This window comes from Zoogloea sp. (genome assembly GCF_023150065.1).
GTDB lineage: Bacteria > Pseudomonadota > Gammaproteobacteria > Burkholderiales > Rhodocyclaceae > Zoogloea.
In genome coordinates, this window is the sequence record NZ_JAKLLN010000036.1 from 1 (window position 1) to 25,385 (window position 25,385).

Here is a 25,385-nt window from a genome sequence, read left to right on the forward strand (position 1 = left end):
GCAGCGAAGAGAGGCCGAATTATAAAGAACAATCACCACGTGTCAACAAGATTAAGAAAATAAATCCTGAACGTCACAAACCCCGCCATGGCGTACGGGGCTGTTTACTGAGTGCCGAGCCACTGGCCTCTATAACAAGACAGAGCTAAACCGCTTCATCGTCCTCTCTCAGGGTGGTCGCAAACACATAGCCGACCCCCCGTACCGCGCGGATCGGGCTCTTCTCCGGCGACACTTCCTCCAGCTTGTGGCGCAGACGGCTCATGGCCGTATCCAGTCGACGCTGGTCAAACAGAAGGTAATCATGGCCGAGGGCCTCAATCAGCTGTCGGCGGGCAACAACCTCCGTACCTGTTTTGGCCAGCTCGCGAAGGAGGATCACTTCCATACCCGAGATCGACACCACCTTCCCCTCTGGCGAAACGATCTCCAGGGATCTATAGCGCAAGAGCCATTCCTGCCGGCCAAGGGGTGCTGCCGGAGCCGCCAGCCGTCTCAGGACGGTCTGTATCACGGCGATCAGTTCCCGCGTATCCACGGGTTTGACCATATAGGCGTCTGCGCCACGCTCCAGGCCATCCAGGCGATCCTGCAAACGGCCCCGCGCAGTCAACATCACCAGACCCAAGCCCGGGCGGGCGGCGCGAAGCCGAGCAGCGATGGACAGCCCATCCTCCCCCGGCAAGCCCAGATCCATCACGACAAGTTCGCATCCACTGGCAGCAAGGTGCCGATCCAGACTGATGCCATCCTCACAGCCGAATACGTCGAAACCGGCCCTGGCGAGCTGAAAGCACATTTCATCGCGGAGATCCTCGTCATCCTCCACCAGCGCCAGACGTGGACTCATGCCCCGACTCCCTTCTCCAGCGGCAGCCAGGCTTCCAGACACGCCCCTATCTCACCAGGACGCGACACGACATGCAGGCTCCCGCCGTGGCGCCTGCAGATGAAGCGTGCGAGGAACAGACCGATCCCCAGACCCGGCTGCCCGACGACATCCGGGCTTCTGTAGTACTTTTGAAAGATCCGCTCTTCCTGCCCCGGCGTGATGCCGGGCCCACGGTCGCTGACCCTGATGACCACACCGGCCTCGCCCGAATGGGCACCGGTCTCGATCTCCAGCCTGGCTTCGGAATCGCGGGGGCTGTATTTCAGCGCATTCTCTACAATATTGAGCAGCATCACGCGAAGCATCCGCGGATCGCCTCGCAGCGCAGGCAGTCCATCGGCAAGCCGGCAGCTCATGCGGGCCTCATCGGCGGGACTCAGGAGCTGGAGCAACTCGCTCGTCAGCACATCCAGTTGAATCTCTGCCATCTCCATGCGCCAGTCGTCCACATTGGTTCGATCCTGCATCAAGGCAATTTCCAGCAGCGCATTGAGGCGCTGCAGGGCCCGCTGGATCCGGTCGTAGCGCTTCTGATGCTCCGGCGGCGGAGGCGAGGCATCCATATCCTGGAGGGACTGCACCGCGGCCTTGATGATGGCGAGGGGAGTACGGATATCGTGGGCAATCATGGCAATGAAGTGGGTCTGCTCTTCACGTCCGCGACGCTCGATCGCCTCGCTGGCAGCAAGGCGCAGGTTGGCCTCGCGGAGTTCATGGGTCTGACGCACGACTTCCCGCTCAAGGGAGACACCCCAGTCACGCAGCGTATCGATCAGTTTCCGCTCTGCACGCACCGCGTCGGCATGCGCCAGATCCTTTTCCTGACGCAGGCTGTTGATGCGATCCGCCAGCGCCAGAGACAGGAGCAGCATCTCGAGGGCGGAGCCTATCTGCATGATGTTGCTGGTCAGCACGTTGGTCGGCAGCCAGCCGAAATTTCTCAAGGCCGTAACCCCGACCCCCACCAGCAACAGCAGCCATCCCGCCAGAAACAGGCGAGCCGAACGCTGCCCCCTGACAAGACTCTGTAGCGCCAGCACCACGGCCACCACGGAAAAGCACAGGCCCGTGGCACTCACCAGACGGGCCAGCAAGGCATAGGGCAGCCAGTAACCCGTCAGCGTCTCCAAGGCAAACAGGACCGTCAGGAAGAGGACCACCCGATCCAGCAAGGGCGCCCGATGCCGCGAATCCAGGAAGCGCCTTGTAAACAAAGCACCCGACAGCCCGCACAAGGCCAGAGACAGGGGGAAGGCCGCATTGTCCAGAGAGAGCGCATCGCCCCAGAGCAGCAGGCTGCCAAAGCCCTTCATCGTCAGAAGGCCGTTCCCCATCCCCAGCACCATCAGGGAGTAAGTCAGGTAAAGGGGATCCCGGATGGCCAGGAACAGCATCAGGTTGTAGCTGAGCAGGGCCAGCAGGGCGCCGAAATACAGGGCCTGCCAGGCATAGCGGCTCCGGTCCGCGGCGAGCAGATCCTTCAGCTGCCAGAAGGTCAGGGGGATGGTCAGGTTTCCCTGGGATTCGACGCGCAGGAACATCACCTCACCAACCCCGGGCTCCAGCACCAGCGGAAAGACCAGGTTGTGGTGCTCAAAGGGCCGACGCGAGCGCGGCACGAGATCGCCCGACTCGACCGCATGCCACTGACCCGACGCCTCACGACGGTAGAGGGTCACCCGATCCAGCGTGGGGTAGCCCACCTCCAGCAGCCAGTCACGGGGAGCATCCGCGGCCACCTGCACCGGCACCCGCACCCACACCACGGCATCGTCATAGCCGGCGTTGATGACCTGATCGCCTTGTCCCCCGGGAGGAGCAAAGCGCTCGGGATGCGCCGCCACATCGGCGACATCGGCACGCTTGTCGGGATCAAGCCACACACGACTATAAAGGAACGCGTCCGCCTTACCGTTAAGCAACGCCAGAGGCACGCCGGCATTCCGACCATCGGCCACACACAGACCGGCGAAGAACAGCCCGGCGCAGACAGCGAACAGAGAGACGAACATCCGCCGAATCCCCCCCGGACAAACTCCCTGTCCGGTCCGGTAGCCGTGGCTTACCCCCAAGAGCCGCGCAGAATTCCGCAGCACAAATGAACGCAGGGTCAAGGAAGCTTGCATGCCGTTATGTAAGTTTTTGTAAGTTTTAAATATGCCATGTTTGATACGGTGGAGGAGTACACGCCGTGCTCTTCGAAGCCGAACTCAAGAAAACAAGGGAGTTTCCAGATGTTTGCCGTGAAATCCAGCGCCATGGGCCGTAAGCACAACCTGATCGCCGTCGCCGCCCTTGCGGGCTCAATCCTGTGCATCGGGAGCGCCCACGCCGCCGAGAACTTCCCAGAGAAGCTTGACCGCATCCTCAAGGAACACAACCTGATGCGCATGGTGGATGCCGACGTGGCAACCGCCAATGCCCAGATCGGCGTCGAAAAGACCGCCTACTTCCCCAAGCTTACCGTCGGCGCAGGCATCGGCAGACAGCATATTGATCGCGACATCGGCACCAAGGGCAATTTCGACCCCTCCGACGTGAATGTCGGTCTCAATCAGCTCATCACCGACTTCGGCCACACCGGCCTGCGGGTCCAGGCCGCCGAGACCATCCTTGACAAGGAAGGCAAGGAACGCGATCTGCAGCGCCAGAACCTCGTCCTTGCCGCCATCGAAGCCCAGCTGCAGATCATCCGCGCCGATCGCACCCTGCGTTACGCCCAGCAGTCCGAACTCAACATCAAACGCCAGACCTCCCTCGAAAACGCCCGCATGGAAGCCGGCCGCGGCTACGCCACCGACGTGCTGCAAGCCAAAGCCCAGCTCGCCGGCGCCGAGGCCCGCCGGGTGATCGCCGAGAGCCGCATGAGCGAAGCCCGCAACCGCTACCGCGCAGTCTTCGGCGAAACCCCGGTCGATCTGGCCGGGCTGCAGGCGGTGGGCGTACCCGCGGCCCAGCTGCCGCGCTCCGAGGCCGAGATCGCCGACATCATCGTCAAGCAGAACCCGGATGTGGTCGCCGCCGACGGCCGGACCGAAGTCACCCTCGCCGAACGGCACGTACAGCGCGCCCGGGAACTGATGCCACGCCTGGCCCTTCAACTCAACCAGATCCACTACCAGGACTACGACGGCATCAAGGGCGACCGGAACGACACCAAGGCGATGGTCCGCTTCGACTGGACCCTGGACCTGGGGATGAAGGCTGCGCGCGTCACCGAGGCCGCCGACCTGTCGGTACTGTCGGCCAAGGAAAAAGCCGGCTACGTCCGCGTCCAGGCCCTTGAAGAAGGCCGCAACGCCTGGGTTGGCTGGCAAACCGCCCGGGAACGCACCAACTACCTGATCAACCAGGCCCAGATCTCCGGCAACTTCCTCGAGCTCGCCCGCAAGGAGCGCGAGCTCGGCCGCCGCTCCCTGCTCGACCTGCTCAACGGCGAGGTCGCCCTGATCAACGCCCAGAGCGATGCCGCCGCCGCCCGTGTGGACGAAGTGATCGCCTCCTATCGCCTGCTGCGCGCCATCGGCGGCCTCAATCCCGACGTGGTACGCAACCCGGGCATGGTGATCCCCGCCGACAAGCTGCTGCCCTTCAGCACGGACGGCGCCTTCAACACCTCCGCCAACAAATAAGGCAAGTCCCACGGCACGCCCGCCGGGCTTCGCTTGCGCAGGCGTGCCAATACAGACCTCCCCGGATTTTCCAGACCGCTAGAGCCACGTCCAGCCCCCTCTATACAGTCGGCGGGCGTGTTGCTGCACCAGGAGTAGCAGGAAATGGCTGACCAGACCAATCCCCAGATCGACACCCTCGCCCGCGCCATCCAGATCGTCACCGACTTTCTCGCCGGCCGGCCCCAACAAGGTGTTGCATCCCTCGAGCAGGCCATCGCCCGTGCCGAGGCGGCCCTCGTCAAGGCGGGCCTCAGCCCCGCTGCAGCGAAGGACGTGTCCCAACAGATCCTGCTCTCCACCGGCGGCCGGGATGCCGGCAGTCCGTCCAGCCCCTTCGAAATCGCCCGCAACCTGCTGGGCGACCGTCTGCCCTCCTTCCTGCAGGGTGACGGGCAGCGTCTCCCCGGCAGCAACCCCGGTGACGGCTTCGGCGGTCAGGGCAATCCGTTCAACCCCGGCCACGGCGACAGCGGCCCGCGGGGCAGCCAATCCGGCAGTCAGTTCTCCCCGCCTGCGCCCCTCGACAGCATCTACCGCCCGGAAATCACCGGCCTGACCGGTGAAGGCAGCGGCACCCAGTCCAGCCCGACGGCGCCCGAGCGCACCCAGCTCACCGGCGACGCCACCGGCAGCGGCATCCCCCGCCCCGGCACCCCCACCGAACTGTCCGTCCTCACCCTCGACGGCATGAACCCTGGCGTGCTCGGCGGCACCACCTCCGGCACAGGCAGCGGCCTCGCCAGCCAGGGCACCGGCGGCGTCACCGGGGGCGGCCTGGGTGTGTTCAGCACCTTCAGCGCCGGGGATGGCAACGGCACCGGCGGCAGCCTGTTCTCGGGTATCGGCGGCGCACCGTCTCCAACCCCGACGGGCACCCCGGGCGGCAACGAAGCCCCTCCCCCCGCCACCATCACCGACAGCCACGCCAGTGTCAGCGCCGCCCAGGCCCAGGTGCTCGAGGGCGATACAGGCAGCGCCGGCGTGCTGGTATTCGTGGTGACCCGCGACAACCCCTTCACTGCCGCATCGGCCCAATGGACGCTCACCGGCATCGATGCCGCCCAACTGGCCGACGGCGCCCTCACCGGCACCGTCAGCTTTGCCGCCGGGGAGACCGAAGCACGCATCAGCATCCCCCTGGCCGGCAACCGGGCCATCGAGGCCGGCCGCAGCGTCACCCTGCAGCTACAGGCCCCCAGCCAGGGGCTGGTGATCGACCAGCCCACCGCCAGCACCCAGGTCGTCGATGACGACGGCACCGTGAGCATCAGTGCGAACCAGGGCAGCGCCATCGAAGGGCACATCGGCACCAGCCAGGTCCTCAGCTTCACCGTGGTGCGCAGCACCGGCGTCGGCGCCTCCTCCGTCGACTGGACCCTGGCCGGCATGGACGCCGCTGACTTCGGTGGCACCCTGCCCGCCGGCAGCCTGCAGTTTGCCAACGGTGAAACCACCAAGCTCATCGAGATCACCCTGACCGGCGACCGGACCATCGAGGCCGACGAAACCCTCAGCGTGATCCTCAGCAACCCGGGCGCCAACCTCAGCCTTGGCACCGACCGGGCCAGCACCACCGTCCTCAACGACGACGGCAGCTTCAGCATCCGCGCCAACCAGCTCAGCGTCGCCGAAGGCGACCAGGGCAGCACCCAGCTCCTCACCTACACCGTCACCCGCAGCAACGCCGTGGGCGCCGACCAGGTGAGCTGGACCGCCTCCGGCCTTGATGCTGCCGACTTCGGCGGCGTGCTGCCCTCTGGCACCCTCGATTTCGCACCGGGCGAAACCAGCAAGACGATCACCCTGACCCTCGCCGGCGACCGTGTGGTGGAGCCCGACGAAACGGTCACCGTGACCCTCGGCGGCAACGGTATCGCCCCCGCTTCCGCCTCCACCGAAGTGCTCAACGACGACGGCAGCGTCAGCATCAGCGCCGACCAGGCCAGCGTGATCGAAGGCTTCACCGGCGACACCCGGACCCTCACCTACACCGTCACCCGCACCCAGTCGGGCTTTGCCAGCACCGTCGACTGGACGGTGTCGGGCGTCAATGCCGCCGACTTTGGCGGCACCCTGCCCTCGGGCACCGTGGACTTCGCCGCCGGCGAGACCAGCAAGACCATCACCCTGACCCTCACCGGCGACGGCACCCCCGAGGCCGACGAAGTTCTCACTGTCACCCTGTCCAACCCGGGGCCCAACCTGTCCCTGGCCACCGCCAGCGCGGTCACCACCATCCTCAACGACGACGCCACCGTCAACATCAGCGCCGTCACCACGTCCATCGCCGAAGGGGGCGAGGCCGACACCCGGACCCTCACCTTCAACGTGGTGCGCGACATCGGCCTCAACGCCAGCACCGTGGACTGGGCCGTCAGCGGCCTCGACGCCGCGGCCTTCGGCGGCACCCTGCCCAGCGGCACGGTCAGCTTCGGCGTCGGCGAGACCAGCAAGACCCTCACCGTCAGCTTCACCGGTGATCACGTCATCGACGTGGACAAGACCCTCACCGTCACCCTGTCCAACCCCGGCCTGAGCCTGGGCATCGGGGTCGGCAGCGCCAGCACCACCGTGCTCAACGACGACGCCACCGTAAGCATTGCCGCCGTCGCCGTAGACGTACCCGAAGGGGACGAGGGTGCCACCCAGCTCCTCAGCTTCACCCTCACCCGGGACAACGGCCTGGCCGCCAGCACCGTGGACTGGGCCGCCAGCGGCCTTGATGCCGCCGACGTGGGCGGCCCCCTGCCCAGCGGCACCGTCAACTTCGCCGAGGGCGAACTGACCAAGACCATCACCGTCCAGATCGTCGGCGACCGCAGCATCGAGCCTGACGAGACCCTCACCGTCACCCTCTCCAACCCCGGCGCCAACCTGCACCTGGGCACGGCCACGGCCAGCACCGTGGTGCTGGATGACGACAGCCTGGTGTCCATCTCCGCCAACGCCGTGCAGGTGCTCGAAGGCGACACCGGCACCCAGACCCAGGTCAGCTTCACCATCAGCCGCGCCGACGGCAGCGCCACATCGTCCGTGGACTGGTCGGTCAGTGGCCTGCCTGCTGCCGACTTCGGCGGCACCCTGCCCGCCGGCACGGTCAATTTCGCCATCGGTGAAACCAGCCGCGTCATCACGGTGAGCTTTGCCGGTGACCGCATCGTCGAACCCGACGCCGTGCTCACCGCCACCCTCTCCAATCCCCAGGGCAACCTGCGCCTGGGCGACGCCGTCGCTTCCACCAACATCATCAACGACGACGTGGGCTTCAGCCTGGTCGGCGACACCCTCAGCGTCGTCGAGGGCGCCAACGGCTCCCAGGTGGCCCTGACCTTCCACGTCACCCGCTCCGAGAGCTTCGGTCAGGAAGCCGACATCTCCTGGCGCTTCGTGCGCGTGGGGGTCCGCGCCGCCGACGCCAACGACTTCGTCAGCGGTCAGGACGCCCTCGGTGGCAACGAAGGCCTGCCCAGCGGCAGCCTCCACTTCGGTGCCAGCGAGATCTCCCGGACCGTCACCGTCTACGTGAAAGGCGACGCCCTGCAGGAGTACGACGAGACCTTCGGCATCGTGCTGGTCAATCCGCCCCCCGGCGTGCAGATCATCAATGGCGAGGCCTACGGCAACATCTACACCGACGAGACCCTCTTCAATGTCGCCGCCGTCACCCCGTCCACCCTCGAAGGCAATGGGACCGGCGGGCGTCAGGCCTTCAATGTCACCCGTGCCGGCGACCTGAGCCAGCCGGGCAGCATCGGCTACAGCATCTCCGGCTATGGCGAATCCCCCACCACGCCCGACGACTTCGCCGTCGGCCAGGCGCTCTCGGGCATCGTCAGCTTCGCCGCCGGTGAATCCAGCAAGCTCGTCTATGTAGACCTGTCCGGCGACAGCACCCTGGAAGGCTTCGAGACCTTCGCCTTCACCCTCAACCCGCTCAACGCCAACACCCAGATCGACGTGGGCACCGCCCTCGCCGTGATCGATCCGGACGACCAGGCCATCTCCATCGTCGCCCGGGACGCCGTCCGCAAGGAAGGCTCCACCGTCGACCAGCCCCAGCTCTTCGCCATCACCCGCGTCGGTGACCTGTCCGGCAGCGCCACCGTGGCGTGGGAAGTCAGCGGCAGCGGCGCCAACCCGACCAATGCCGCCGACTTCGGCGGCACCCTGCCCTCCGGCAGCGTCACCTTCGCCCCGGGTCAGAGCGAGATCGTCATCGCCATCACGCCCACCCCCGACAGCCACCTGGAAACCCGGGAAGACTTCACCGTCTCCATCACCAGCAGCACCCCGGGGACCACGATCCTCCAGGGCAGCGCCATCGGCATCGTCCTCAACGATGACTCCGGCTTCGTCCTCGACGGCACCGCCCTGACCACCAACGAAGGCAACAGCAACGCTCCCCGCCAGGCCAGCTTCACCGTCACCCGCAGCGGCGATCTGACCGTGGTCGCCAGCGTCGACTGGGCCCTGGAGTTTGCCGCGCTGAACGGCGTCGATGCCAGCGACTTCCTGCCCGGCACCCAGTTTTCCGGCACCCTGTCCTTCGGACGCGGTGTCAACAGCTTGGTGGTCAACCTGCCCCTCACCCCCGACCATGCCGTCGAGGCCAATGAAGGCTTCACCGTCCGCCTCTCCAACCCGTCCGCCGGCGCCGAGATCTCCATCGGTGAATCCGCCGGACTGATCCGCAACGACGACGTCGTCCTCACCCTGCTGCCGTCGGCAGCCATCAATGAAGGCAGCGGCGGCCTCACCGAACTCCGCTACACCGTCCAGCGCAGCGGCGACCTGGATGGCAGCGACACCATCACCTACAGCATCGCCGGCAGCGGCGCCAACCCGGTGGACGGTGCCGACTTTGTCGGCGGCGTGCTCCCCGTGGGCTCCATCACCTTCGCCCCGGGCGAAAGCAGCAAGGAGATCGTGCTGCAGATTGCCAGCGACTCGGACCTCGAATCCGATGAGGGCCTGACCCTCACCCTCGGCAGCCCCGAACCCGGCGCCACCGTGGCCAGCAGCACCGCCACCGGCACCCTGATCAACGACGACCACCAGTTCAGCATCGCCGTCCAGAGCGGCACCGCCAGCGAAGGCGTGAACGGCGCCGTCACCAGCTTCACCTACGTCGTCACCCGTACCGGCGACCTCACCCGCAGCGGCCAGGTGGCCTGGAGCGTCGCCGGCAGCGGCGCCCACGCGGCCGACGCAAGCGACTTTGTCGGCGGCACACTGCCCTCCGGCCTGCTCAGCTTTGCCGCCAACGAAGTCAGCAAGACCATCACCGTGCAAGTCGCCGGCGATTACGCCGACGAGCGCGACGAAGGCTTCACCGTCAGCCTGTCCAGCCCGGCCACCGGCTCCACCATCGGCACTGGCAGCGCCACCGGCACCATCGTCAATGACGACACCGGCCTGGCCATCAGCGCCACCAGCACCGCCCTCGTCGAAGGCGACAGCGGCACCCAGGCCCACACCTTCACCGTGACCCGCACCGGCGTCACCACCGGCACCACCACCGTCGACTGGGCTCTCACCGGCAGCGGCAGCCAGCCCGCCAATGCCGCCGACTTCGGCGGCACCCTGCCCTCCGGCAGCCTGACTTTTGCTCCGGGCGTGCTGACCCAGACCATCACCGTCTACAGCAGCGGCGACACCACCGTCGAGAGCACAGAAGGCTTCACCCTCACCCTGTCGGGCGCCGACGGCAACACCGAGATCGTCACCCCCAGCGCCACCGGCAGCATCGTCGCCGACGACATCGGCATCAGCATCAGCGCCGGCGCCGTCAGCGTGCTGGAAGGCAGCGCCGGCCAGTCCCGCGTGCTGCAATTCACCGTCACCCGCACGGGCGACACGGCTTCGCCCGTCCTCATCGACTGGGCCGCCAGCGGCATGGATGCCGACGATTTCGGCGCGGGCACCCCGTTGTCGGGCAGCCTCAGCTTTGCCGCCAACGAAACGGTGAAGGTCATCAGCCTCACCCAGACCGGTGACGACCTGAACGAGAGCAACGAGACCCTCCTCATCACCCTCACCAACCCCGTCGGCAACCCGGCCCACGACCGCAGCTACATCACCACCGCCACGGCCAGCACCGACGTCACCAACGACGACTCCACCTTCGGCATCAGCGCCGACAGCGCCAGCCAGGCCGAGCGCAACACCGGCGACGGCGCTTCCACCGCCTTCACCTTCACCGTGACCCGGGGCGGCGACCTGTCCGCAGCCCAGGACATCGACTGGCTGCTCGAACTGCCGGGCGGGGCCGGCTCGGCCTCCATCGGCGACTTCATCACCGGTCAGGACCTCCTGGGCAGCAACGGCGGCCTGCCCTCGGGCACCGTCAGCTTCGCCGCGGGCGCCAACACCGCCACCGTCACCGTACAGGTCAAGACCGACGACCAGGTGGAAGTGGACGAAGCCTTCAGCATCGTGCTGCAGCCGGCCGGGGCCAACACTGCCCTCACCGGCACCACCGCCAGCGCCACCATCACCAACGACGACACCGGCTTCTCCATTGTCGCCACCGACGCCGACAAGCCCGAAGGCCAGAGCGGCACGACCACCTACACCTTCACCGTAACCCGCGCCGGCTTCGTCAGCGACGCCGCCACGGTGGACTGGGCTGTCACCGGCAGTGGCGCCAGCGCGGCCAACGCCGCCGACTTCGGCGGCAGCCTGCCCGCCGGCACCCTGTCCTTCGCCGCCAACGAAACCACCAAGACCCTCAGCATCACGGTGGCCAGCGATCTGGACGTGGAGCTCGACGAAGGCTTCACCGTCACCATCAGCAACGCCCAGCTTCTCGACACCACCCCGCAGATCATCGTTGACGCCACCGCCACCGGGCGCATCGCCAACGACGACCAGCGCTTCTCGGTGACGGCCGCCAACGCCGCCATCGCCGAAGGCAACAGCGGCACCACCCAGGTGGCCTACACCGTCACCCGCACGGGTGACCTCAGCGTGGCCGCCACCGTGGATTACACCGTCACCGGCAGCAACGGCGCCAACACAGGCGACGTGGCCGGCGGCGTGCTGCCCACCGGCACCCTCACCTTCGGCGTAGGCGTCAGCGAGCTGGCCGTGACCTTCAACGTCAGCGGCGACACCGTTGCCGAGGCCAACAACGAAACCTTCACCCTCACCCTCAGCAACCCGTCCGCCAACACCACCCTCGGTACGTCCACCGCCAGCACCGTCATCAACAACGATGACACCAACTTCGTGCTGAGTGCCCCGGCCAGCATCGCCGAAGGCGGCAGCGGCACCACCCCGGTGGTGTTCACCGTCACCCGCAACGGCGACACCAGTGGCACGGGCAGCGTCACCTGGGCCCTCAGCGCCTCCGCCGGCCTCACCACCGCCGACTTCGTCGGCAACCAGGACGGTCTCGGCACCAACAGCGGCCTGCCCAGCGGCACCGTCAGCTTTGCCGCCGGCGAGACCAGCAAGACCATCACCCTCAACGTCCAGGGCGACCTGACCCTCGAGAGCGACGAGACCCTGCAGGTCGTCCTCGGCACCCCGGTCAATGGCACCATCCAGCCGGGCGACGGCAGCAAGAGCACCACCCTGCTCACTGACGACGACAACTTCAGCATCAGCACCCTCACCACCACCCGGGCCGAAGGCAACACCGACAGCAGCGTCACCTACACCGTGACCCGCAGCGGCTCCCTGGACGGCGCCCGTGACCTGACCTGGACCATCACCGGCACCAACGGCTTCGCCACCGGCACCGATCTGGCCGCCGGCCAGGCCGCCACCGGCACCGTCAGCTTTGCCGACGGCCAGACCAGCGCCACCATCGTGGTCAACATCAAGGGCGACTCCACCGTCGAATCCGACGAGACGATGACCGTCACCCTGTCGAATGCGCCGGCCAACAGCAACATCGTCACCGCCGCCGCGTCCACGGTGCTCACCAACGACGACGCGGGCCTCACCATCACCCCGCTGCTCGCCGACAAGAACGAAGGCAACGCCGCCTACGTGGACTACACCTTCACCGTCACCCGCTCGGGCAACAGCTCACAGGTTTCCACGGTGACCTGGGCGGTGGACGCCGGTGTCGCCAATGCCGTGAATGGCGCCGATTTCTACAGCAGCCAGCCGGTCGGCGTCTCGAAGGACGGCAACGGCATCCCCTACGGCTCCCTGAGCTTCGCCAGCGGCGAGACCAGCAAGACCATCACCCTGCGCATTGCCGGCGACAGCAGCCTCGAGGTAGACGAGACCCTGCGGGTCAACCTCTCCAACCCGTCCTCGGGCACCGAGATCCAGGGCGGCACGGCCGATGGCTACGTGCGTAACGACGACGCCGAGTTCAACATCACCGCCGGCACCGCCTCGGTGGTGGAAGGCGACACCGGTTTCGCCGGAACGGCCCTGACCTATACCGTCACCCGCACCGGCTACCTGAGCCAGACGAATACGGTGAACTGGGGTGTCGGCCACATCACCACCAACATCAACGACTTCACCAACGGCAGCAACGCCAACATCAACCCTAGCGGCACGCTGACCTTCAACTCCGGCGTCACCACCCAAACCATCACCGTCTATGCCTACGGCGACACCGGCGTGGGCAGCATCGAAAACAACGAGACCTTCAACCTCAACCTGAGCGGTGCCAACGCCGGCAGCTCCATCGGCGCCACCGGCAGCTACACCAGCACCATCCAGAACGACGACACCCAGATCACCGCATCCATCGACGACATGCGCGTCGCCGAGACGGTGGCGGGCCAGTCGACCACCTTCACGGTCACCTTCACCCGCTCCGGCGATCTCAACAAGGCCTCGGCCCTCAACTGGGCAGTGCAGAGCACCAGCGTCTACGACACCGAGGAGAACGCCTGGTCGAACTCCGCCGACGCCAACGACTTCGGCGGCAGCCTGCCCTCCGGCACCGTCAGCTTCGCCAGCGGTGAGACGAGCAAGACGGTCACCATCACCGTGTCCGGTGACGACGTGGTGGAGAACGACGAGTGGTTCCAGATCGCCCTGTCCGGTGGCACAGGCGTGGACCAGGTCACTACCGTCCACAACGACCCACGCATCAACGGCGGCAGCGCCTTCTACAACGCCGACTACATGGGTGGCTTCGTATCGGACGGCGCCCAGTACCACAACACCAACTTCGGCTACCTGTTCGGCGAGATCGAGCGGGACGAAGCCCTGTTCGACCTGGGCGACCTGGCCAATACCGGCGAGACCGGCTCCTTCAGCTACGCAAGCAGCAAGGCCGAAGGTGACACTCTGGCCGACGGCGGCCCCAGCGACGACTACGTCGAGCACATCTTCGCCGTGCGTCGCACCATCGCCACCTCCGGCACCGCCTGGGTGGAATGGAAGCTCGGCACCAGCGTGGCCGGCTACGCGGCCACCGACATCAACGACTTCAAACCGGGGCAGGATGCCCTGGGCACCAACAGCGGCTTTGCCTCCGGCCGGCTCAACTTTGCCGACGGACAGGAGTGGGGCTACATCAAGGTCTACACCGCCCGCGACAACGTGGGTGAGTACGACGAAGCCTTCCGGGTCTACCTGACCGGTACCAGCGGCGGCAGCAGCTTCAACGCCAACCCGGATGGCGTCGGCTACAACAACAACTATGTGGTCCTCACCAACGACGACACCCGCTTCGACGCCAGCGCCAATGACGTTACCGAGGGCGGCATCGTCACCTTCACCATCACCCGGCAAGGAGACGCCCGCGGCACGGATACGGTGGACTGGTCCCTGACCCTGCCCGGCTCCGAAACCACCAACGAGGGCAACACCAACACCAGCACCTGGTACAAGCTCGACCCCAGCGACATCTCGGGCGTGACCACCAGCAACGGCACCGCCACCTTCAATGCCGGCAGCTGGACCGGCACCCTCACCTTCGAGGACGGCGAGACGACCAAGACCATCAGTGTCCAGACCCTGGACGACGCATGGACGGAAAGCTGGCGTGAAAACCTGAATATCGTGCTCAGCAACCCCACCAACGTGGACGCTGGCGAAGCCAATCACGATCTGGAGACACCCTCAACCGGTTATCTGGATACCGCCCAGATCTACGACAACGACGCCGATCCTCTGATCAGCGTTACCGCCAGCGCCACCACGATCTTCGAAGGTACCGGCGCCAACAACAGTGCCGACGGCAACACCGTCACCTTCACCATCACCCGCACCGATCAGGCCGGGCTCGATGGCGCCCTCAACTATCCCACCACCGTCGGCTGGTATCTGAGCGGCTCATCCATCAATTCGGGCTCACCCAACGAGCTAATCAAGACATACGGCGGCGCCAACCGGGCCTACGAGTACGCCGCGAATGCCACCTACGGCAACGTGGTGTTCAACGCCGGCGAAACCCAGAAGCAGGTCACTGTCACCTTCTACGGTGACAACTACGTGGAAAGCGAGACCCCGATCACCTTCAACGTGGTCTCGGCGAATGCCGGTGAAAGCTGGCTGTACGACGTCTATGGCGCCGGCACCCAGAACGGCTACGGCCCGGCCAACGTAGACAACGCCGCCGCCAGCGTCACGGTGAACGTGCGCAACGACGACATCCGCCTCTTTGTCGGCGGCTGGGACAGCAACGGTGGGGATGCCAATGGTTACTACACCAACGTGCAGACCAACGCCTACGAGGGCAATCCGCTGACCTTCACGGTCAACCGGGCGGGCCGCCTCGACAGCGACATCATCGTCAATTACACCCTGATCAACGGCAGCACCGCCGCCGGTGACTTCCTTTACACCAGCGGCAGCTTCACACTCGCCGCCCAGGCCACGGCCTACGGCACCTACAACTACAACATCTCCCTGGCCGACATCCTGACGGATGACAGCTCGGTGGAGGCCAACGAGACCTTCACCCTCCGACTGAGTGCTCCCGGCGATGTGGCGGGCTCCTACGTCCGCTTCCAGAGCTACTACCCGGATTACAGCAACGCCTACGGTACCCTGGCCAACACCCTGGATGTCCGCGGCACCATCTACGACGACGACACCACCTACACCCTGACCCCCACCGCCACCAGCCTGGTGGAGACCGACCAGGGCGCCAACCAGACCTTCTCCTTCGACGTCTCCCGCAGCGGCACCGGCTACTCCGGCGCCGCCACGCTGCGCTGGCGCGTCGAGGCCGTGGGTGCCAACCCCACCAACACTGCCGACTTCACCAGCACCGACACCCTGGGCAACAACGGCGGCCTGCCCTCGGGCACTGTCAGCTTCGCCAACGGCGTGCTGACCGCCAACTTCAACGTGCTGATCAAGGGCGACCTGATCGCCGAGACCAACGAGACCTTCCGGGTGGTGATCTACGAGGATGTGCTCACCAGCGCCTCCCCCAACATCACCAACACCCAGAACCTGGCCACCAGCACCCTCACCGTGCTCACCGACGACACCGGCATCAGCATCGCCGACTCGTCCATCGTCGAGAGCGACAGCAACCAGACCATGAACTTCACGGTCACCCGCAGCGGCGACCTGTCGGGCACCTCGTCCATGACCTGGACCCTGTTCCATGGCACCACCGCCGTCGGTGATTTCAGCGGCGCCACCACCGGCACCGTGAGCTTTGCTGCCGGCGAGAGCAGCAAGACCATCAGCGTCACCGTGGTGGGCGACACCGCCCCGGAAGCCAACGAAACCTTCACCGTCCAGTTGGGCAGCCTGTCGGGCATCGACGAGGCCATCGACATCAGCGCCGCCGGCGTCATCACCAACGACGACTCCGCCTTCGCCATCGCCGGCGCCACCGCCAGCACCGCCGAGAGCGGCAGCCAGACCTTCACCATCACCCGCACCCACAGCACCAACCAGAACCAGACCATCACCTGGTCGGTGCTCACCGGCGGCGCCAACGGCACGGTGGACGCGGCCGACTTCGGCGGCAGCCTGCCCTCCGGCTCGGTCACCTTCGCCCCGGGCGAGATGAGCAAGACCATCACCATCACGCCCACCAGCGACACCACCCCCGAGACCGACGAGACCTACACCGTCCAGATCGCCCTGGGTGCCGGCACCACTGGCGACAGCATCAGCACCGCCACGGCCACCGGCACCATCGAGAACGATGACGCCGTGTTCCACATCACCGCCAGCCAGGCCACGATCCAGGAAGGCCACAGCGGCACCACCAGCCTCACCTTCACCGTCACCCGCGGCGGCGACACCAGCGGCGCCGGCAGCGTGGACTGGAAACTCAGCTCGGCCAGCGCCAACGCGGCCGACTTTGCCACCGGCGACACCCTCGGCAGCAACGCCGGGCTGCCCAGCGGCACGGTCAGCTTCGCCGACGGCGAATCCACCAAGACCATCACCATCCAGGTGGTCGGCGACCTGAACGTGGAAAGCGACGAGAGCGTCACCGTCACCCTCTCCAACGCCAGCGGCGGCCAGATCCAGACCACCACCGCCGTCACCGACATCCTCAACGACGACTCCACCATCGCCATCAGCGCCCTCTCGGCAGCCAAGGCCGAAGGCAACAGCGGCACCACCGCCTACACCTTCACGGTCACCCGCAGCGGCTACCTGGGTGAAGCCGAGACGGTGAACTTCGCCATCACCGGCACGGGCATCAACCCGGCCGACGGCGCCGACTTCGGCGGCAGCCTGCCCTCCGGCACCCTGACCCTGCCCGCCGGACAGAGCAGCGTGACCCTCACCGTGCTGGTCAGCGGCGACCTGGCGGGCGAACCGGACGAAGACTTCACCGTCACCCTGTCCAACCCGTCCAGCGGCGTCACCATCACCACCGCCACCGCAGGCGGCACCATCCAGGCGGACGACGTGGTGTTCGACATCACCGCCCCCGGCACCGCCCTGGAAGGCAACCCGGGCGACACCACCTACTTCGACTTCGTGGTCACCCGCAGCGGCAACCTGAGCGCCTCCCAGACCCTCGACTGGAGCGTCGCCGGCATCGGCGCCGACCCCACCAGCGCGGGCGACTTCGACGCCACCAGCGGCAACATCACCTTTGCCGCCGGCGAGACCAGCAAGACCATCCGCGTGCCGGTCAAGGGCGACTACGCGGGCGAATCCAACGAGAGCTTCCGCCTGAGCCTCACCGGCCCCAACGGCGTGGTGTTCACCCACAGCACCGCCGACGCCACCATCACCGACGACGAAGCCTCCCTGCGCATCAGCGGCACCACCGCCACCCGGGTCGAGGGCCACGACGGCACCACCACCGACCTCACCTTCACCGTCACCCGCAGCGGCAACCTCAACCTGGCCGCCACGGTGGACTGGACTGCCACCGCCGGCACCGCCGACGCCGCCGACTTCCTGGGCGGCGTGCTGCCCAGCGGCAGCCTGTCCTTCGCCAGCGGCGAGCTCACCAAGACCATCACCGTCACCGTGCAGGGTGACGTGGAGGTGGAAGGCAACGAGAGCTTCACCGTCGATCTGTCCAATGCCTCCACCGGCGCCGACATCATCACCGGCACGGCCACCGGCACCATCACCAGCGACGATGTGGACTGGACCATCACCGGCTTCAGCCTCCCCACCGTCGAAGGCGATGGCGCCAGCCACAACTTCGTCTTCCGCGTCACCCGCACCGGCGGCACCGCCGCCACCACCCTCGACTGGAGCGTGGCCGGCAACGGCGCCAACGCCGCGGATGCGGCCGACTTCCTCAACGGCTTCTTCCCCAACGGCACCCTCAGCTTCGGCCAGGGTGTGATGTCCCAGGACATCGTCGTCCAGGTGGCCGGTGACAGCCTGCTGGAGAACGACGAAGGCTTCACCGTCACCCTCAGCGCCCCCACCGACAGCCTGGTGCACAGCTTCACCCACCAGAGCGCCGACGCCACCCTCGTCAATGACGACGACGTGATGTCCATCGCCGCCCTGGCTGCCGACGGCGCCGAAGGCTCCGGCGCCCCCGGCACCCTCAGCTTCACCGTCACCCGCACGGGCAGCACCGCCGGCAATTCCAGCGTGGGCTGGCGCATCGTCCATGGCGACACCGTGGCCGGTGACTTCATCGCCACCTCGGGCACCGTCAATTTTGTCGATGGCCAGAGCAGCGCCGTGCTCAACATTGCCATCGCCGGCGACCGCAACGTGGAGCTGGCCGAAGGCTTCAGCGTCGAGCTCTACAACGCCGGCACCGGCAGCACCGTGGATGCCGGCGCAGCCACCGCCGCCGGCATCATCCGCGACGACGACGTGGATCTGGCCCTGTCGGCCACCATCGGCAGCGCTGTCGAAGGCGACACCGGCAACCCTGGCCAGCTCAGCTTCACCGTCACCCGCAGCGGCGACCTGTCGGTGAGCACCTCGGTCAACTGGAACGTGGTGGCCGGCAGCGCCGTGGCCGCCGACTTCCCGGGCGGCGTGCTGCCCTCCGGCAGCCTCACCTTCGCCCCCGGCGAGACCACCCAGACCATCCTGGTCAATGTGGCTGGCGACGGCCTGGACGAAGGCAACCAGGACTTCACCGTCCAGCTCTCCGGCCAGAGCGCCCACGCTGACATCACCAGCAACAACGTGATCGGCACCATTATTGACGACGACGACACCCTCACCGTGTCCGCCGTGTCCGCATCCCACCTGGAGGGCAACAGCGGCACCACCGCCTTCACCTTCCGCATCGACCGCAGCGGCACCTCCACTGGCAGCGCCAGCGTCGAATGGAACGCCGCCGGCTCCGGCCTGCGTCCGGTGGGCAACGGCGAGTTCCTTGCCCAGACCGGCACCGTCAGCTTTGCCGACGGCGAGACCAGCAAGGAATTCACCGTCTATGTAAACGCCGACACCCTCGGCGAGTACGACGAGACCTTCAGCGTCTCCCTCAGCAACCCCAGCTACGGCTCCACCGCCGCTGCGGCCACCGCCACCGGCACTGTCATCAACGACGACGCCGTGCTGCTGATCGCCGCCGACCACGCCTCCACCCCGGAAGGCGACACCGGCGAGGAGACCCCCTTCACCTTCACCGTCACCCGCAGCGGCGACACCTCGGTGACCTCCAGCGTGCTGTGGGAAGTGATCCCCAGCGGCGCCAACCCGGCCAACACCCAGGACTTCGGCGGCGTCTTCCAGAGCGGCGCGGTAGCCTTCGGCATCGGCGAAACCAGCAAGACCATCACCATCACGGTGGCCGGCGACAACACCGGTGAAACCGCCGAGGGCTTCTCGGTGGTCCTCAGCGACGCCGCCGGCGCCACCATCCTCGAAGGCACGGCCAGCACCCTGATCGGCAACGACGACACCGGCCTGACCCTCACCGCCATCGGCGGCGCCGAGAAGTACGAAGGCGACACCGGCACCACGCTCTTCACCTACCGGGTCGAACGCCTGGGCACCAATACCGACACCGTCACCGTCAACTGGCACGTGGAAGGCGTGGGCAGCTACCCGGTCACCGCCAGCGACTTCGTCGGCAACGCCCTGCCCAGCGGCAGCATCACCCTGACTCCGGGTCAAACGATCTACGACATCCAGATCCCGGTTTCCGGCGACAACGTGCTGGGCCCCGACCAGAACTTCCGGGTCGTGCTCACCGGCGCCGTCGGCATCGACCTGATCAATGACCAGGCCGCCGGCGTCGTCCTCAACGACGACAGCCAGTTCAGCGTCACCGCCATCGACACCAGCCTCGCGGAAGGCAACAGCGGCGGCGCTACCGCCTACCGCTTCACCGTCACCCGCGCCGGGGCCGACGAGCTGGCCGCCGACATCAACTGGCAGGTGGGTGGCAGCGGCTCGGCCCCCGCCAACGCGGCCGATTTCCTGGGCGGCGTGCTGCCGGGCGGCACTCTGCACTTCGCAGCCGGCGAGACCACCAAGGAACTGATCATCCAGGTGGCGGCCGATACGGTGGGCGAATCCGACGAGCAGTTCTCGGTGCTGCTCTCCAGTACCGGCGGCGGCGTCACCGTCAATCCGCTGCAGTCCAGCGCCTCGGCCACCATCATCGGCGACGACATGGCCGTCACCGTGCTGGCCCTGGACGTGGATCGGGGCGAAGGGGCCGACGGCGCCACCACCCCCTTCACCTTCCGCGTGCTGCGTGCCGGCCCGGACAGCGAAGCCATCACCGTCAGCTACAGCGTCGCCGGCGCCGTCAATGCCGACGACTTCCTGACCCCGCTCACCGGCACCATCACCCTGGCCGCCGGCGTCAGCGAAAGCCTCTTCACCCTGCAGGTGAAGGGCGATGCGGTGCGCGAAGGTGACGAAGCCTTCAACGTCACCTTCAGCCACCCGGCCATCACCGGTGGCACCACGGCGCTTGCCGGCACCATCCGTGACGATGACCAGGGCCTGCAGCTCACCGCCCCGGCCAGCATCGTCGAGGGCGACTCGGGCAGCACCACCGCCACCTTCCAGCTCACCCGCGGCGACACCAGCACCACTGAGACCTTCTACTGGAAGATCCTCGGTGGCACGCTGCACAGCGTGGACGCCAACGACTTCACCGGCGGCGTCTTCCCCACCGGCAGCGTCACCTTCAACGCCGGCCAGAGCAGCACCAGCTTCAGCATCAACATCGCCGGCGACACGCTGGTGGAAGGCAACGAGTCCCTGCTCGCCATGGTCACCTCCAGCGCCACCAGCCCGGTGGCCCTGACCTCGGCGGTCGCCCAGATCACCAACAACGACGTGGCCGGCGGCGGCAATGACATCCTCTCCGGCACCTCCGGCGAGGACAGCCTGCAGGGCCTGGGCGGCAACGACACCCTGTACGGCTACGCCGGCGCCGACCATCTCCAGGGCGGTGACGGAGCAGACGTGCTGATCGGTGGCAGCGGCGCAGACACCCTCAGCGGGGGCGCCGGCGCAGACCGCTTCCACTTCGAGCACCCGAGCGACGGGATGGACGTGATCAGCGACTTCGTCGCCGGTACCGACCACCTGAGCTTCGACCCGGCGAACTTCGGTGGCCTGAACACGCTGAGCTCGGTGTCCCAGTCCTTCGACACGGATGCCCTGACCACCCTGCAGGCCCTGGCCGCCCAGGGGGATGCCAGCGTGTATCGGGTCGGCTTTGCGGCAGGCAGCTTCCAGTTCGGCACCGGCGGCAGCGGCCAGCTCGACGAGCTGGAAGCGGCCATCACCGGCGGCAACCACACCGGCTCGGCCTTCTTCCTGATCTCCAACGGGGACGTCACCCGCCTGTACTATGATGCCGACACCAGCGTCGGCACCGATGGCAGCGGACTGGTCGCCCTGGTGGAACTGGCCAACCAGCCCCAGGCCGAGACCCTGCCCACCGACGTGATCACACCGCAGCCGGTCTGAGCCCGGCACCTCCCAGACCTGCCTGCCCCGGTCTCCCGCAAGGGAGCCGGGGCAGTGCCCCATGAACCCAGCCCCGTGATCCGATGAACGAATTCTGGCGACGCCTCGCCCTCCACCCCCGGCTCCGGATGGAGCTGTTCCTGTCTTCCCTGCTGATCAACCTCCTCGGTCTGGCCGGCTCCCTCTACAGCATCCAGGTTCTCAACCGCTACCTGGCCCTGGGCATCGACACCACCCTGCTGACCCTCACCGTCGGCGCCATCATCGCCGTGGTCTTCGAGCTGGCCCTGCGCTCGGCGCGCCTGCGCATTGCCCAGTGGCTGTGCGCCCGGGCCGACGCAGCCTTGGGCGAGGCGGTCTTCGACAGCAGCGTGCGCGGCCAGTACGCCCTGCTCGAACAGCTGCCGGTAGCCGCCCGCCGGGAGATCCTGTCGGGGCTCGCCACCACCCAGCAGAGCTTTGGCGCGGGCAACCTGATCACCCTGCTCGATGCCCCCTTCGCCTTCGTCTTCCTGTTCGTGCTGGCCCTGCTCAACCCCATCCTGGCCCTCACCGCCATCCTGGTGATGGGCGGCGTGGTGCTGGTGTCCCTGCTCGCCCAACGCCGCCTGCGCGAGCCCATGGAGGCCCAGAGCCGCAGCACCATCCAGCTTGCCGGCCACCAGCAGACCCTGACCTCGGGCACCGAGCTGGTGCGGGCCTTCCAGGCCGCCGGCGCCCTGCGTGAGCGCTGGAACCAATGCACCACCGAACTCACCGGCCTGCGCGCCACCCTCGGCAGCCTGCAGAACACCATCCAGAACGCCAGCTACGCCGGCGGCGTGCTGCTGGGCATGCTGGTGATGGCCATGGGCGCCAGGGAGGTGCTCGCCGGGCGGCTCGACGTGGGCAGCCTGATCGGCGCCAACATCCTGGCCGGACGGGCCCTCGCCGCCCTGACCCGGGCGCTGGGTCTGGGCGAGGCCATCGGCCGGGGCCAGCGCGCCCTCGAGCTCATCCGCCAGCTCAACGCCATCCCCCAGGAGCGCAGCGACGGCATGGCCCTGGGCCAGTACAGCGGCAGCCTGCGCTTCGAGGACGCGGCCTTCGCCTACCCCAAGCAGCCCACCCCCATCTTCGAGCACTTTGATTTCGAGCTGCCGGCCGGCGGTGTGGTGGCGGTCATCGGCGCCAACGGCACCGGCAAGACCACCCTGGCGCGCCTGCTGGTCGGCCTGCTGGAGCCCATCCGCGGCCGCCTGCTGGCCGACAGCATGGACCTGCGCCAGGCCGACCCGGGCTGGTGGCGCCGGCAGGTAGCCTACCTGCCCCAGGAGCCCCTGTTCTTCGACGGCACCCTGCGCGAGAACCTCACGGTGATGGCCCCCGACACCCCGGACGACGAGATCCTGGCCCTGTGCCGCGAGCTGGGCGTCGGCCCCTTCGTCGAAGGCAGCGCCGATGGTCTCAGCCTCGTCCTGCGCAACGGTGGCAACAGCATTCCCCTGGGCATCCGCCGCCGCCTGGCCCTGGCCCGGGCACTCCTGGGCAAGGGCCGCGTCGTGGTGCTGGACGACCCCACCGAAGGCGTCGATGCCGACGGCTGCAAGGCCATCGCCGGCATCCTCAACCGCCTGGTCAAGTCGGGTCACAGCCTGGTGGTGATGAGCAACGAGTCCTTCATCATCTCCGCCGCCCAGGCGGTGATCGACCTCAACCAGAAACCCCAGCCCCGCGTTGTCCGGGCACCGGCCGCCCCCGCAGCGCCCGCCGTCGTCGCCGAAGGCAGCTCCCATGACTGATTCCACCCTGCTTCCCGACACCCCGCCGCCCACCACCAGCCGCACCGGCCAGCTGATCGAGCGTGTCCTCGGCGCTTTCGAGAGCCACCCGCTGCTGTCGCGCCTGACCCGGCTGCTCATGCCCGCCCGCGAAGAGGACGGCCAGCCCACCGACGCCCTCCTCGGCAGCCGCTTGACCATCCGCCTGCTGGCCCTGCTGTTGGGCACCCTGCTGCTGTGGTCCTTCTTTTTCACCCTCGACATCGCCAGCCACTCCACCGGCGAAGTCACCACCGCCGGCCAGACCAAGGTGGTGCAGCACCTCGAAGGCGGCATCGTGCGCCGCATCCTGGTGCGCGAGGGCCAGAGCGTGAAAACCGGCGAGCCCCTGGCCGAAGTCGAGCGCAGCGCCGCCGAATCGGACATGCGCGAGCTCGAAGCCCAGCTCGGGGGCCTGCAGATCAAGGCCCTGCGCCTGGAGGCCCAGCTCGCCCGCCGCTCGGACTTCAAGGTGCCCGCCGATCTGGCCAAGCGCTTCCCCGACCAGGTGGAAACCGCCCGCGCCCTGCTGCTCGCCCAGAAGTCCCGGGTCGGCTCCAGCTACGAAGCCCAGTCCCAGAAGATCAGCCAGCGCAGCGCCGAACAGGCCGAGCTGCACGCCCGCCGCGCCCACACCGAGGGCAAGCTGCGCCTGCTGGCCCAGCAGATCGAGATCAGCCAGAAGCTCCTCGCCGAGGGCCTCGCCAACCGCTACGAGCACCTCAACCTGCTGAAGGAAGAGGAGCTCGCCCGGGGCACGCTGAAGGAAATCGACGCCTCCCTGCGCCGGGTCGCCGCCGCCCAGAAGCAGGAAGACGCCTCCCTGCGCTCCCTGGATTCGGGAGACAGCGAGCAGTTCCAGAAGGACCTGGCCGACACCCGCAAGCAGATCGCCGAAGCCCAGGAGCGCATGCGCAAGTTCTCCGACACCCAGGAACGCCTGGTGGTGCGCTCCCCCATCGACGGCGTGGTAATGACCCTGCAGGTGGTCACCGAGGGTGGCGTGATCCAGCCCGGCGGCACCCTGATGACCCTGGTACCGGCCAACGAACCCCTGCTGATCGAGGCCAAGCTGCCCATCGGCGACATCGGCATGGTGCGGGTCGGCCAGGACGCCCGCATCCAGCTGGTGTCTGCGGTGGCCCGGGGCTTCCAGCCGATCAAGGGCAAGGTGGTGCATATCAGCGCCGACTCCATGCTCGACGAACAGAAGATGCCCCATTACCGGGTGCGCATCGCTCCCGACAGCATCGCCTTCGACCACCGCGGCACCCGCTACCCGCTGATGCCCGGCGTCCCGGTGAGCGTGGCCATCCTGACTGGCGAGCGCAGCCTCTTCGGCTACGTGGCCGGCCCGATCACCGACGGCTTCCACATGGCCTTCTCCGAGCCCTGACCGGGGTAAGGACACCGCGCTAAGGCGCCGCGTGGGGTCGATTCATTGGCGCAGTTCGCGCCAGGTATGTAAACACGGTCTCTGGCAGGCCCACCGGGCTTTGAGCACCTTAACTACCAGTGGGAAAGCACTTTCCTGACGCTACGGAACGGCTTTCCGTTGTATGACGTCACATTGGCCGGGGACTCGCCCCCGGCAGGCGACATCCTTTCTTGTTGCACGACAAGAAAGGATGCAAAGAAGCGTGCCCCGCTGTCGCGCCCCCTGCGGGGGTTCCCTCCTTCCGGCAATGCCGGGCGGGGTCTTCGCAAACTCGCCCTTCGGGCTCAGACATGCGAAGCCCT

Annotated in this window: 6 protein-coding genes; 4 read left to right on the plus strand and 2 right to left on the minus strand. The window is 67.2% G+C overall.

Annotated elements, in window-relative coordinates; all coding sequences use genetic code 11:
* Positions 1-145: 145 nt before the first annotated feature.
* Together L6Q67_RS22645 and L6Q67_RS22650 are read right to left on the minus strand one after the other, a co-directional pair.
* Positions 146-850 (minus strand): response regulator transcription factor, encoded by a 705-nt coding sequence (locus tag L6Q67_RS22645; RefSeq protein ID WP_296575439.1) that lies wholly within the window; start codon positions 848-850, stop codon positions 146-148.
* Entirely contained in the window at positions 847-2,904 is a 2,058-nt protein-coding gene (locus L6Q67_RS22650) for a sensor histidine kinase (RefSeq protein ID WP_296575442.1), read from the minus strand. Before L6Q67_RS22650 ends, L6Q67_RS22645 begins: the two co-directional genes overlap by 4 nt.
* A 222-nt stretch (positions 2,905-3,126) precedes the next feature.
* Between L6Q67_RS22650 and L6Q67_RS22655 the strand changes: the two genes are divergently transcribed.
* The 4 genes from L6Q67_RS22655 (at position 3,127) to L6Q67_RS22670 (ending at position 25,041) form a co-directional block, all read left to right on the plus strand.
* On the plus strand, positions 3,127-4,524 hold the full coding sequence (locus L6Q67_RS22655; protein WP_296575445.1) for a TolC family protein: 1,398 nt from the start codon (positions 3,127-3,129) through the stop codon (positions 4,522-4,524).
* Between the two features lie 144 nt (positions 4,525-4,668).
* A complete protein-coding gene (locus L6Q67_RS22660) occupies positions 4,669-21,846 on the plus strand; it encodes a Calx-beta domain-containing protein (protein WP_296575448.1) in 17,178 nt (5,725 codons plus the stop codon).
* Positions 21,847-21,929: 83 nt separating this feature from the next.
* Complete coding sequence (locus tag L6Q67_RS22665) at positions 21,930-23,627, plus strand: ATP-binding cassette domain-containing protein (protein ID WP_296575451.1); 1,698 nt, start codon at positions 21,930-21,932, stop codon at positions 23,625-23,627.
* Complete coding sequence (locus L6Q67_RS22670; protein ID WP_296575454.1) at positions 23,620-25,041, plus strand: HlyD family type I secretion periplasmic adaptor subunit; 1,422 nt, start codon at positions 23,620-23,622, stop codon at positions 25,039-25,041. Before L6Q67_RS22665 ends, L6Q67_RS22670 begins: the two co-directional genes overlap by 8 nt.
* Positions 25,042-25,385 lie beyond the last annotated feature (344 nt).